Genomic DNA, 11914 nt, shown 5'->3' with positions numbered 1-11914 from the left:
GTCGCCAATCAGTTTCGGGTGGGCTGCCGGGCTTCCGGTGCGACCTCGATGCGGTTTCGGCCGGCGGACTTGGCTGCATATAAGGCTATGTCGGCCTCTTTCAGGAGCCGTTCGCTGCTGACCCGGTGCTCGGGAACATAAGCTGAGAGTCCGGCGCTCAGGGTCAGGGTGCCCGAAGGGTTTCCGGAATGGGGAATGCCGAGGCCCTGTACGGCGTCCAGTGCGCGTTCGAGCCTGGTTTGTGCGCCGGCCGCCGACTGTCCTGGCAGCAGGAAGAGGAATTCCTCCCCGCCGAATCGGTAGATTCCATCGCTTTGGCGGCTTTCACCGGTAAGGGACGCTGCGACTGCCTGTAGCGCAGAGTCACCGGCCTGATGGCCGTAGATGTCGTTGTATCTCTTGAAATTGTCCACATCGCAAATGGCCAGGCTGTAGTCCGTACCGTAGCGTGCGCACTTGCGGTGCAGCTGTTCCAGGTCTTCTGAAAGCTTGAGCCGGTTATGGAGCTTCGTCAGGGGATCGGTGCGGGCTTGCTCCGCGAGCGCGGCGCGGTAGCGCGCAAGATCCGTGTGCAATGACGTCACCCGTTGCGCCACCAGCAGGCGGGTATGCAGGACGAAGGGGTCCAGCGGTTTGGCCACGTAGTCATCCGCGCCGGCGTGCATGCCCGCGACGACGTCTTCATGGGAGTCCTTCGACGTGACTAGGACGAGATAGGTGTACGAGTCGCCTTCCGCGGAGCGAATGGCACGGCAGAGCTCGAGCCCGTCGAGGCCAGGCATCATCAGGTCGGTCACCACGACCTGCGGCCGGTGTTGCTTGTACAGCTCCCACGCGGAACTGCCGTCCGCGGCCACAATGCATTCGTGTCCGTAGTGCTCAACTGCCGCCTGCGCTACCAATCGCGAACCGAAGTCGTCGTCCGCTACCAGCACCTTCATGGGACCACCGACAGGGTACGGTCCAACGCTTGCTCGACAAGGGCAAGTTCGGCCTCAAGCCTGGCGAGGAGTGCGGGATCAACGGGCACTCCGTTTGACGAGCTGCGTTCCATGTCCGCGCACATCCTGGACGCGCGGGCGGCTCCAATATTGGCCGCGGCGCCCTTCAATTTATGGGCTACCTGCCGGAAGTCGTCGCCGCCCCCGTTGTCCAGGGCGTGGCGGAGTGCTTCCAGGCTCGGTTGGATGTCCTCCCGGAAGGCATTGGCCGCAGCAGGCAGCAAGCCGAATCCGTCCACGGGTCCCAAGTTGCGCAACGTTTCCAGCCTCGCCGGATCCAGGACGGGCACCGCGCTTTCCTTCGAAGCCGCGGGCACCCACCGGGAGAGAACCCCGTCCAATTTGTCCATGTCAACCGGTTTGGTCAGGTAATCGTCCATGCCTGCGGCGAGGCACCGCTCACGGTCCTCATCCATGGCGCCTGCGGTCATGGCAATGACAGGGAGCCTCCGGCGTCCATCCTGCCGTGCCCGGATGGCTTTGGTGGCCTCGAATCCGTCCATGACGGGCATATGGCAGTCCATCAGGACCGCGGCATACTCAGTGGCCACCGTGGCGGCAACGGCTTCACTACCGTTGGCAACCACGTCGGCCTTGTAACCGAGCTTCGCAACCATGCTCCAGGCGACGAGCTGGTTGACCTCGTTGTCCTCCACGACCAAAATCAGGCCGCGCGAAGGCTGGCTGATGGCCACGGGAGCCATGGGAGAAACGACCGGAGCCGGAGCGGGCGCAGACGGACGGGTGGCGACAAGGCGCATGAGCCGATCGTAGAATTCGGAGCTGCGCACGGGCTTCGTCAACCATTCCTGGACCCCGGCGGCCACCAGTTCGGCTTTGTCCACATTCATGGTGGACGTCAGCATCATGATCCGTAGGGACTCCAATGCGATGTCGGTGCTCAGTTTGTGGGCCAGCTCCAGTCCGTTCATGTGGGGCATGACCATGTCCAGCACGGCAATGTCGAAGGGACGGCCGGCCGCGGCCGCCTCGCGGCAGCGTTCCAAACCCTGTCGGGCATCGCCGACTGCCTCCGGAATCATCTGCCAGCCCGCCAATTGCGCCTTGAGCACCAGCCGGTTGCTCGCGTTGTCATCCACCACCAGGACCCGCAGTCCCCTCAGTTGCTCGGGCGAGATCGACGCCGGAGCTGCGGCCGGTTCTGTCGCAGCCAACGGCAGGGTGGCCCAGAAAGTGCTGCCGTTTCCCAGGGAACTGTCCACCCCGATCTCGCCGCCCATCACCTCGGTAAGCCTCCGCGAGATGGCCAGCCCAAGGCCGGTTCCGCCGTACCGGCGGGTGGTGGAGGCATCGGCCTGTGAAAAGGATTCGAAGAGCCGGTAATGGTCTGCAGCGTCGATTCCGATTCCGGTGTCACGGACTTCGAAGCGCACCCGCACATCCGCAGGGCCTTGTTCCACGACCTTCACGCTGATGACGACTTCCCCGGACGGGGTGAATTTCACCGCATTCGAGGCCAAGTTGAGCAGGATCTGCCTGATACGGCCAGCGTCACCCACCAGCATCGCCGGAACTTCCGGCCGGCAGTACGCGATCAACTCCAAGCCTTTGGCCTGGGCGGCTTCGGCAAGGAGGACTGCGAGTTCCTCCACCAGGATGCGTGGATTGAACGGCGCCGGATCCAGATCGACTTTGCCGGCTTCGAGTTTTGAGAAGTCCAGAATGTCATTGATCAGCGTCAGCAGCGCTTCTCCGGCCCCCTTGACCCCCTCGGCATATTGGCGCTGGGTATCCTCCAAGGGGGTGTCCAATAGCAGACCGGTCAATCCAATGACGCCGTTCATCGGGGTACGGATTTCATGGCTCATCGTCGCCAGGAACTCCGACTTCAGGCGGCTGGATTCCTCGGCGGCTTCCCGGGCAGTGACCAACTCTGCCTCCGCGATCCGGCGTTCCGTAATGTCCTGGGCTATCGTGGCGACTCCGTGGATGCCTTCGCTGCCGCGGATCGGGGACATTGTCAGCGAGACGGGAACGATGGAACCGTCGATGCGCACCCGGTCCGTTTCGAAGCTGTGCGTTTCCCCGCCGGCCCTGATGGCTGCCAGGAGGTCTTCTTCTTCGTCCCGGAGTCCATCCGGAATGATGAAGGAGACATGCCTGCCGATTGCCTCCGAGGCGCTGTATCCGTAGATCCGTTCGGCCCCTGGATTCCAACTGGTGATGACGCCGTCCACGGTCTTGCCCACGATGGCATCCGCGGAGGAGTTGACGATCGCGGCGAGGCCTTCGAGCTCCGCAGTGCGTTCGGCAACCTTGGATTCGAGATCCCGGGTCAGATTGATGTTCTCCAGGATCATGAGGGTCTGGCGCGTGATGGTGAGGACTAGCACTGTGAGGCCTACAGCCTGGAGAAAAGGGTCGCCGGGACGGCCGACACGTATGGGCGCCACCATGACTGCCCCGAAGACGGGGACGTAGGGGAGGAGCTCCACGGCCAGGGTATAGAGTCGACGGTCCGTGCGGCGCTTATGGCCGTAGGGGATCAACGGGGCGAGGGCGATCAGGAGGAACGCCGTGATCCAGCCCGCCGCCAGCGGTGTCCCGGTCAGCCCTGTGACGCCGTCGAAGGTCAGTTTCACGTAGGTACTGTCAGTGAGGGCCAGGACGAGGAGCCCGCCACCCAGGCACACCCATCTGAGCCGCTCACCCGGGGCCCTCCGCATGGTGAGCATGAGGACGATGGAAACCATCACGATGTCGGCAACCGGGTAGGCGAGGCCGGCGAGATGGACGAGTGGCTCCTGCCCTTCGGCCTTGTACATGGCACCGAGCACAGTGGCCCAGCTCATGAACAGCACCGCAGAGGCAATCACTGCCGAATCCAAAAGGGTGCGCAAGAAAGCAACCCGCGAAACGCGGGGACGCGGGAACAAGTAGAGGGCCATCGCGGCCGGAATCGCGTAAACGATGAAAACGGCATCCGCGATGGAAGGATAGGGATAGTCGTGGTTTCGGGTGAGCCCCAAGAAGGTCCAGATACATTGACCAATGGTCCAGACGAGGGTGGCAATCGCCATGATCCACCACGCGCGGGAGCTTTCGTCCTTCCGCATTGCGGCACGGGCGCAACTCACTGTGGCGAGCAGCGCGGACGCCAGGATAGCGAAATCCCCCGCCGACTGGGCCGCCGGCGTCCGTTGGTTTGCTCCGAGGAGCACCAACAGGATCACTACGGCCGTACCGAGAGCAAGGGTTGTCCAAACAAGGGCTGGCCGGGGAACGCCAAACCTGCCCATGCGGACAGGCATGGCGTTACTGCGCTCGTCAAGAGACTGCATGCGATCCCCCAGCTGGATCTGACAATGCGAACCTGAATTAGGTTAAAGCAAACTTTGCCACCCTAGGCGCCAAAGCTCCACTACTTCGCGGCAAAATTGACAATTGTGCTGGAACCGGATTTTCCTTGCTCCTTGGTTCCTTTACTTTTTCCCGAGCAGGGGCAAGACGTGGTCGGTGAGGAGCGGGGCGAGGTCGTCCGGAAGCTCGGCCGTGAGATCCAACCAGCGGATCTCTGCGATCTCGGCGCAGGGCTGGGCCTCCCACGTGCCCGGTGCGGTAAACACGGTGGCTTCGATGTCCGTGGCGGCCTCGTTGGCGGCGACAGCCAGCCAGGTTCCCAAGGGTTCCAGATCGGCGGGGCCGACGTCGATTCCGACTTCCTCGGCCAGCTCGCGGGAAGCCGCTTCAGCCGCAGTCTCACCCGGTTCGGGCTTGCCGCCCGGGTGCATGAACTTGTCGGTGCCGCGCTTGCGCACCGTCAGCAGACGTCCCGCGCCGTCGTAGACGCAGACCGCGCTGACGACAATCAGGTCCTTGGCTCGATTGTTGTGGGTCATTGCTCTCTCCTGAGCCGGGATTCCAGCAGCAGATCCTTGGCAGGTCCCTGGACGTCCCACGCGTAGCTGAACGCATCCGGGCCTCCCCAGAGGTAATTGACTTTGTAGTCATCGGGATCGCACCAGTGGCTGTCCTCGCTGGCATGGCCGTTGAAGCTCATACGGTGGAATGGTTTGCCATCCGGGAAGTACACGTCCATGGCGGAGGGGGAGTCCGAAGGTCGCAGGAGGTATTCACGAAAGACCGGGCCAGTGTGCGTAGGCCAGGTCATGGTGCCGTCCTCGCGGAGGAGGAGTCCGCCGTCGGGGGCTTCTGTATAGCGCACGACGCCGGTGAACGTACCGCGCGCTCCGCTCGCCCGGTCCCAGAGGGACCGTTCCACGGTCCAGCTGCCATGCAGGTAGGCCCGCAAGTCTTGAATGGGGGACGAATCGCGCAGCTGGTCTTTCAAGTGCCCTCGATTGGAATCGAACCAACGACACCGGCTTTAGGAGAGCCGTGCTCTATCCACTGAGCTACGAGGGCCTGTGCACACGCTCGAAGCTCCTGGGAGCCGTTGGCCGGGCACGCAAACAAGCATACAAGCTGCCGGGGCAGCCCTCGAACACCGGCGGGCCGCGCCGCTGAACGACGCGCGCTAGGCTGGCCCGGATGAGAGAGCAGATAACGGTGCCAGCCGCCCCAGGCGACTACCTCCCGGAACTGGGCTCCATCCGCTCGAACATCGGCGGCTGGGGCCCAGTTGAGCGTAGTGCAGTATTTCGTTGCCGAATCGGCGGTGATCGAAGCCTGGCGCGGGAGTGCGCCCTATGATCGCCGGACCGGCTTCATTAGCGATCTGGGGGCGCTTAAATGCGAGAGCTACGAGCACCGCGACGTCTGTTCACCCCTGCACCTGCTCATGGATGCCTCCTTCGTGGTGCAGGGCCTCGGAATGCTATTCGGGGCGTTGCTCCTTAGCTCGGCGCTCTTGTGCATCGCGGCCCGTCCCGGCGTGCGCATCAAGTACGGCGCCGCTTACCGCAAGGCGTGGACCTCCGCCGTCGCGGTCCGGGTCCTGACCGGCATCTCCGGACTGGGAACTGTCATTGTGGGTTTCGTTCCGGAAGACCTCGGCTCCCCTTGGCACCTTGCTGGGGCCCTCATGTTCTTCGTTGGCGGAGCACTGGCGCTGTTGGTCCTCGGGCGGCTCTGGCTGCACCATACGGCCATGAGTTGGTTCGTCCTGGGGTGCGGAACGGTGTCATTCGGTGCTCTCGTGGTGGGTGGCCTGACGCGGATGACCGTGCCCGAACCCGGAACCTTGGAACGCCTGATGGGCTATCCGATCACCATCGGTCTATGTGCCGCGGGGCTCGTGGTGGCGCAGCGGGTCCGGGAAGTACGGCGCACGGCGGCGCGGCTCGCGGGACCCTGAGTTTTCGCAGGTAGCCTCGTGTCAGCAGACGGGTAATGTTTGCCTTATCATGAGTGCACTTACCAGAATGGCACCATACTGAGGGTTCCACGCAGTTTTGGCGCCGACCAGATCTATCGACACAGCAGAACATAGGAACCATGACTCATCAGCTTGTTCTGCGTCGTCCGGGACACGCCGGCAATGTATCCCTCCCAAGGGCAACATGCCGTTTCCTGGATTGCGCCTTGCGGGACTCTTCTGAGCCCTTCGCCCGGCGGCGGCAGGTCACACATCGATGAGCGCCCAGGCACTTCCGGTCCACGACTCCCGGTTTCCAGATGATGCGCTTGGTGTCTCAAGGGGGGAGGACTCCGCGCCTGCAGGTCCGATCACCGTCGACTTGGCAGAAGACGGCATTGTTGAAGTCACTTTGCCGCCGAATGCCGTTGTCGGCTTGCCGGAAGCCCGGGCAGCCGCCGCAGCTGTTCGTGGGTTTGCGGGTGGAGGGCGGATACCGGTTCTGCTGACGGTGACCGGAGTGCTGTCCGTCACCAGCGACGCGCGCGTCACCTACACGAACTCGGTGGTTGTTTCGGCCTGTGCTTTGCTGGGGGAAAGCCCGGTGGACCGGGTGATCGCCCACTTTCTCCTGCGAGCGAAGCCCGGTTCCCTTCCGGCGCAATTCTTCACATCCGAGGCGGAAGCCCGCGACTGGTTGAGGAAGCACCATCGTGAATCATGAGCCCCAGGATCCGCGACTCCTTGCCCTCGTTGAAGGGGTGGTCCGGATTGCGGACGGCGACCTCAGCACGCGAATCCCGGTTACCGGACCGCGGGACGAAGTGGCTGCCGTCATTACCGGCATCAACCTTATGGCGGACGATCTCCAAGCCATCTACCAAGAGCTCGAGGAACGGGTCCAAAGCCGAACAGCCATGCTGCGCGAGGCCCAAATCGAACTTGAAAGGATGGCGCTCACTGATCCGCTGACCCAGTTGGCCAACCGCACGGCGCTCGAAAGGGCGCTGAGCCATGAACTCGTCGAAGCGGAGCGCGGCGAACTCCCTCCTGCGTTGCTCGTAATGGACTTGAACTCGTTCAAAGGGATCAACGACACCCTAGGGCACGGCGCGGGAGACACCGTTTTGAAGGTCACTGCCAGACGCTTGCTCGCTGCCGTCCGCGACAACGACATGGTGGCCAGGCTCGGCGGGGATGAGTTTGCCGTCATGCTGCCCAAATCCAATGCGGCCTATGCTCGGGGGGTAGCCAAGCGAATCCTCCGGGCCGTAGGCGAGAGCATCGATATCGGAGAAGTGCGGATCATCTGTGGAACCAGTATCGGACTCCGCGTTGCCGAGCCGGGTCAGTCCGTCGACGACCTCGTGATGGAAGCCGATACGGCCATGTACGCGGCAAAGGCGGAGCATCGGAGCAGCGTCAAGGTCTTCGAGCCGGCATTACTGTATGCGCGCCGACTCCAGGGACTCATGATCTCGGAGCTGCGTGAAGCCATCCGGACAGATCAGCTTGTCCTTCACTTCCAGCCTGTTGTCGAGTTGAAATCCGGCCGGGTTGAAGGTGCGGAGGCCTTGGTGCGGTGGAACCACCCGGACAGGGGATTGCTGATGCCGGATGCGTTCATTCCACTGGCCGAGGAAACCGGCATCATCATCGATCTCGGCTATTGGGTTCTTCGTCAAGCAATGCGGCAATTGCGCTTATGGCAGGATGGCCCGGGCGTGGACGAAAACTTCAGCATGCGGGTCAATATTTCGACAACCGAACTGCAAAGCCTGGAGTTGATCGAGCATGTGCGGGAGGTGCTTGCCGAGACCGGAGTGGAGGCGTCCAGGTTGGTCATCGAGCTGACGGAGTCCATGGCGGTAAATGGCAGCGACATTGACAGATACTCTCTAACCGGCCTTCGGCGCTTGGGCATCCGACTGGAAATCGATGATTTTGGTACCGGCTATTCGTCCATCAGCTACTTGCGCAGCCTGCCCGTCAACGTGGTCAAGATTGACCGCTCCCTGATTCAGGGCCTGGGTACGGACGACAAGGAACGGGAGTTCGTCGCGGCGGTTCTCCAGCTCATCCATGCGTGTGGAATGCAGGCCGTTGCCGAGGGCATTGAGACGGCAGAGCAGGCAGCCGAGCTTGGCCGCCTGGGCTGCGCCAGCGGTCAAGGATATCACTTCGGCCGCCCCATGCCACCGGAACAATTCGCGGAACTGCTGCGCGGCACTTGAGGGCAGCTGCTCCGATAATCGGAGGCAGCAGAAAGGCACCGGACCTCTTGGTCCGGTGCCTTTCAGGTGTAACTAGTTGGACGGGGTGGAGTTGGGCCACCAGCCGATGGCCTGAGGCGAGCCCTGGGTGGCGGCGTTGGGCCACCAGCCAATGGCCTGAGCCGAGTCCTGTGTGGCGGCGTTGGGCCACCAGCCAATGGCCTGAGCCTGGGTAGCGAAGTTCGGCCACCAGCCAATGGCTATGGACGAATCCTGCGAGGGGCTCTGGCTGCTGGCGGAAACGGCCGCCGAGCCGGTGATTCCGGCGAGCAAGATTGCTGCGGCCGCGAGGAGGGCGGCAATAGTTCTTTTCATAGAAAGCTCCTGATGATTTGTGACTGATGCGACTGGAGTGAACGAAGTGAAGCACGCTAATTATAAGAGTAACGACACGCCGTGTCATCAACGCTTTGTCTGCAAACTAAAAAATCGTGCTAATTGCCGACCCGAAGCCGTGACAGAGTGTCTCGGAGACATAATGGAGCTATGCGAGAAAAGAAGGTTGCGCCGTCATACGCTGCCGTGGAGCTGGAGGCGAGGGGCCATCGGGCCAGCCACGAGTTCACCAAGGCTGCCGATGGTGCGCGTTCGGCCGCCGATATTGCCCTAGACGAGGGTGATTCCACAGGGTGGTGGAATATGACGTTCCTTCAAGCAGAAAATCTTCTCGACGCCGGTGATTTCGCTGAGTGCACCGCTCTGGCGAAATCTCTTTCCGAGGCATCGTTGGCTGCGGCTTCACCGCAACACAGGGCCAGGGCCCTCACAATGCTGGCGAACTCCCTGCGAAGCGAGGGTCTCCTGGAGCAAGCCATCGAGACTGCGGCGTCGGCAGTTGGATTGGTCGATGACGATGCGGACATGGAAATCGACGTACACGCCCGGCAAGCCCTGATCGCTGCGTTTGGCGAATCCGGCAAACTTGGCGAGGCATGGAAGGAATGCCTGTCCCTCTCGGCAAGAATCTCCGATGAAATGGATGACCAGTTGGCCGGCAAAGCCTACTGGGTGATCGGCAACGTGGCTTTCCTGGGGGACAAGGTCGGTGAGGGCCTCCACTACCACGAGCTTGCCGCCGAAACGTTCTCCCCTTCCCGGAACCTTGATGTCTGGGCAAAGTTCAACAAGGCGTCAGCCGCGATGAGACTGGCGGCGGAAGTGGCAGACGCTGCCACCCTGCGATGCATTGAACGGGCGGAGCTTGCCACGGAAGTTGTCGGAGGCAGCGAGGAGGAAATTCTCCTGCTCCGGCTCAACCGCGCGCATTGGAATTATTTGGCGGGAGACGCCGCAGCGGCACTCGAGCTGCTGGAGGACATCAAAGGCAACGCCGACCAGCTGCCTTCGCAGATCGCAGGCGAAATATTTCTCTTGATGGCACGTGCCCAAGCCGAGACCGGCAGCCAGGAAGCAGCAAAGGAAAGCCTCGTGGAAGCGGCCCATCGCTTCGACAAAGCCGGCGCCCCCCAACGTGCCCGCCAAGCCCGCGAGATGCTCTCTCCGGGACCTGATTCGCAGCAAGACGATTCGCAGCAAGGCTAGGCCCCCGCGAGGGGCTAGCTTCGGTCAGGCGCTCTTTGAACGCCGCCGGCCCAGGAACACTGCAGCGCCACCGGCCAAAAGGCTCAACAGGAACAGCACCCACCCCGCCACAGTGAGCGTTGACGCCAAAGCCACCTGGCCGGCGTCGGGCGCGGCAGATCCCAAGGCGGCGTCGACCGCCACGTTGGTCCACAAACGGACCACCGCGAACAGCAGGGGAGCGGCCCATAGAACCCACCGCAACGCCTTGCTGGCCACATTGGTGCCGATCAGCAAAAGCCAGGTGAAGCCGAAAATCAGCGGAAACAGGGTTCCGGCGGTCTTATGGATATAGCTGAGCTGCCCGCGGGCGTCGTCAGTCATCGCGCCGTGCAATTGATGAACGTAGTCGGTGGAAAATCCGCCAACGAGGGAATCTGGCATGGCCATGCCACCGGACAACTGGGTCATCTGGTTTAGCGTCAAAAGATGCACGTACCAGAACAGGAAAAGGCTCGCCACGACCCCGGCAATCACGATGAGGCGCCCATTGTTCTGGGCCTTCTCCGGGGAGCGCTGCGTGGTGGGATTCATCACCGACGGCAAATGGTGCTGGGGGACGGCGGCATTGGCGCCGTGCTTCTTGATGCGTTGCGCTGGGGTCTTGGCCATGCCATCCATTATCCCGCCACATAAGCTGGACCTATGACCACTGGCAGGCACTCCGCCACAGAACTCGATCCCTCGCTCGACGACTATGAACTCGCTGCGGCGCTGGTCCGGGAAGCCGGACAGCTTGCCCTGCTGATGCGGATGGGCGGGCTCCAAGGAGAACGCAAGACATCTGTCTCGGACGTTGTAACCGCCGCCGACCATGCTGCCGAGGCATATGTCCTGGAGCAATTGCGCCGCTGCCGCCCGGAGGACGGCATTCTGGGCGAAGAAGGAAGCTCGGTAGCCGGAAGCAGCGGGCGTACCTGGGTGATCGATCCCGTCGATGGTACGTACAATTTCCTGCAAGGCTCCACGTATTGGTGCTCGGCGATCGCCTTGAGGCATGACTTGCCGGCAGCTCATGGAGTCGCCTCGGATCCCGACGTCATCCTCGGTGCCATCTACCAACCGGAGCTGGACAAGCTCTGGACCGGCGGCGAAGGACACCCCGCCACGCTCAACGGCGAAAGGATAGGGGGACCCTCGGGAGCGCCCCTCAGCGAGCTGGGTGCCGCGACCTATATCCACCCCACGTGGCTTGCCGATCCCCGCGCTGCCATGCCCTGGCACGCGGCCGCGGTGTCCGCCGCCTCGCTGCGCATGTTTGGTTCAGGCTCTTGCGATCTTGGCCGGGTGGCCGATGGTGAACTGGGCTGCTGGTTCCAACATAGCTGCCCCGAGTGGGACTGGCTCCCCGGCAAGGCGATTGTCCGCGCGGCAGGCGGGGACACCGCCGTCGTGCGCGTCAATGGCCTGGATTGGTTTATTGCCGGGGGCCCGACGGCGGTGCGCGAGTTGCGCGCGGCGCTCACCTCGGTACCGCAATTCGCCTGAGCATGCGCATTCCTTGGTGCTAGGGGTGGACATATTGCCGCGGTTCCGCTGAGCATGCGCATTCCTTGGTGCTAGGGGTGGGCATATTGCTGTTGTGTCCGCTGCTTGCGGCAAGGAGTGGACATGTCCCTTGGGGTCGGTGGGGAGTTCGTGCTGGTGTGGGTTTTCGGTGCTGGGCTCTCGCTTGGGCATGCTCTCCTCCCGAGGCTAGGGGTGGGCATATTGCCGCGGTTCCGCTGAGCATGCGCATTCCTTGGTGCTAGGGGTGGACATATTGCTGTTGTGTCCGCTGC

General features: G+C 62.7%; 12 protein-coding genes and 1 tRNA gene. 6 read left to right on the top strand and 7 right to left on the bottom strand.

Annotated elements, in window-relative coordinates:
- Positions 1-8: 8 nt before the first annotated feature.
- The 5 genes from ABD884_RS18150 to ABD884_RS18130 form a co-directional block, all read right to left on the bottom strand.
- On the bottom strand, positions 9-941 hold the full coding sequence (locus tag ABD884_RS18150) for a GGDEF domain-containing response regulator (protein WP_345048884.1): 933 nt from the start codon (positions 939-941) through the stop codon (positions 9-11).
- Complete coding sequence (locus ABD884_RS18145) at positions 938-4303, bottom strand: PAS domain-containing hybrid sensor histidine kinase/response regulator (protein ID WP_345048882.1); 3366 nt, start codon at positions 4301-4303, stop codon at positions 938-940. Before ABD884_RS18145 ends, ABD884_RS18150 begins: the two co-directional genes overlap by 4 nt.
- A gap of 141 nt (positions 4304-4444) precedes the next feature.
- A complete protein-coding gene (locus ABD884_RS18140; protein ID WP_345048880.1) occupies positions 4445-4861 on the bottom strand; it encodes an NUDIX hydrolase in 417 nt (138 codons plus the stop codon).
- Positions 4858-5313, bottom strand: coding sequence for a DUF6314 family protein (locus ABD884_RS18135; protein ID WP_345048878.1), 456 nt, complete (start codon positions 5311-5313; stop codon positions 4858-4860). Before ABD884_RS18135 ends, ABD884_RS18140 begins: the two co-directional genes overlap by 4 nt.
- 1 nt (position 5314) lies before the next feature.
- A tRNA-Arg gene (locus ABD884_RS18130) sits at positions 5315-5387 on the bottom strand.
- On the opposite strand from ABD884_RS18130, the gene ABD884_RS18125 reads away from it, so the two are divergent.
- The 4 genes from ABD884_RS18125 to ABD884_RS18110 all read left to right on the top strand — a co-directional run bounded on the left by ABD884_RS18125 (position 5361) and on the right by ABD884_RS18110 (position 8513).
- Positions 5361-5489, top strand: a complete 129-nt coding sequence (locus tag ABD884_RS18125) for a hypothetical protein (protein ID WP_345048875.1) — start codon at positions 5361-5363, stop codon at positions 5487-5489. The two genes, ABD884_RS18130 and ABD884_RS18125, sit on opposite strands and share 27 nt — an antisense overlap.
- A gap of 115 nt (positions 5490-5604) precedes the next feature.
- Positions 5605-6279: a DUF998 domain-containing protein gene (locus ABD884_RS18120; protein WP_345048874.1), complete on the top strand. Its 675-nt coding sequence runs from the start codon at positions 5605-5607 to the stop codon at positions 6277-6279.
- Positions 6280-6556: 277 nt separating this feature from the next.
- Positions 6557-7003 carry a DUF7793 family protein gene (locus tag ABD884_RS18115; RefSeq protein WP_345048873.1) on the top strand — a complete coding sequence of 149 codons (447 nt, stop codon included), beginning with the start codon at positions 6557-6559 and terminating at the stop codon, positions 7001-7003.
- Positions 6993-8513, top strand: a complete 1521-nt coding sequence (locus ABD884_RS18110; protein ID WP_345048871.1) for a putative bifunctional diguanylate cyclase/phosphodiesterase — start codon at positions 6993-6995, stop codon at positions 8511-8513. The genes ABD884_RS18115 and ABD884_RS18110 overlap by 11 nt, the downstream gene beginning before the upstream one ends.
- 72 nt (positions 8514-8585) lie before the next feature.
- Here ABD884_RS18110 and ABD884_RS18105 read toward each other — a convergent pair whose 3' ends face one another.
- Entirely contained in the window at positions 8586-8867 is a 282-nt protein-coding gene (locus ABD884_RS18105; protein WP_345048869.1) for a hypothetical protein, read from the bottom strand.
- Positions 8868-9038: 171 nt separating this feature from the next.
- On the opposite strand from ABD884_RS18105, the gene ABD884_RS18100 reads away from it, so the two are divergent.
- A complete protein-coding gene (locus tag ABD884_RS18100; RefSeq protein WP_345048867.1) occupies positions 9039-10094 on the top strand; it encodes a hypothetical protein in 1056 nt (351 codons plus the stop codon).
- Between the two features lie 24 nt (positions 10095-10118).
- Here ABD884_RS18100 and ABD884_RS18095 read toward each other — a convergent pair whose 3' ends face one another.
- On the bottom strand, positions 10119-10745 hold the full coding sequence (locus ABD884_RS18095; protein WP_345048865.1) for a hypothetical protein: 627 nt from the start codon (positions 10743-10745) through the stop codon (positions 10119-10121).
- A gap of 33 nt (positions 10746-10778) precedes the next feature.
- Here ABD884_RS18095 and ABD884_RS18090 point away from each other — a divergent pair, with 33 nt between their 5' ends.
- Positions 10779-11621, top strand: coding sequence for an inositol monophosphatase family protein (locus tag ABD884_RS18090; RefSeq protein ID WP_345048861.1), 843 nt, complete (start codon positions 10779-10781; stop codon positions 11619-11621).
- Positions 11622-11914 lie beyond the last annotated feature (293 nt).

Source organism: Arthrobacter methylotrophus (assembly GCF_039539965.1).
GTDB classification, from domain to species: Bacteria; Actinomycetota; Actinomycetes; order Actinomycetales; family Micrococcaceae; genus Arthrobacter; species Arthrobacter methylotrophus.
Note: the sequence above shows the minus strand (reverse complement) of the source record. Positions and strands in the feature narration are given on the sequence as shown.